Raw genomic sequence first — 375 nt, 5'->3', positions numbered from 1 at the left:
GATTGATTCCCCTGCTCTCGGCCTGGCGAATAGCGTCGAACTGACGCCTGCGGAAAAGCGTAACTTGCAGCTGAACGCCGCCGCCGAACTGGTGCGCCTTGCCGATACCCCTTCCCGCGAAGAAAAGGCGCGTTACGCGCTGGCCCGCACGGCGCTCACGCAGTATGACGCGATGATCGCCGCCTGGCACCCCGACCCACAGGCTGCGCCCGACATCATCCGGGCGCGTATTGATCGTCTGGGCGCGCTGTACGCCAGCGCCGAGTACGCGCAGGTCATCCGCGAATACCAAAGCCTGATCGCGCAGCAGCAGACCGTTCCCGACTGGGCCATCGGCTGGGTCATCTCCTCTTTTATCGCCCTTAAGCAAATTGA

General features: G+C 63.2%; 1 pseudogene. It reads left to right on the top strand.

Features of this window, described 5'->3' with window-relative positions:
* A pseudogene (gene hmsH / locus FN082_RS17840) lies at positions 1-375 on the top strand (poly-beta-1,6 N-acetyl-D-glucosamine export porin PgaA); the annotation flags it as partial.

It is taken from the genome of Klebsiella spallanzanii (genome assembly GCF_902158555.1).
GTDB classification, from domain to species: Bacteria; Pseudomonadota; Gammaproteobacteria; order Enterobacterales; family Enterobacteriaceae; genus Klebsiella; species Klebsiella spallanzanii.
The sequence above is the reverse complement of the archived record's forward strand: the minus strand, read 5'-3'. Positions and strand labels throughout refer to the sequence as shown.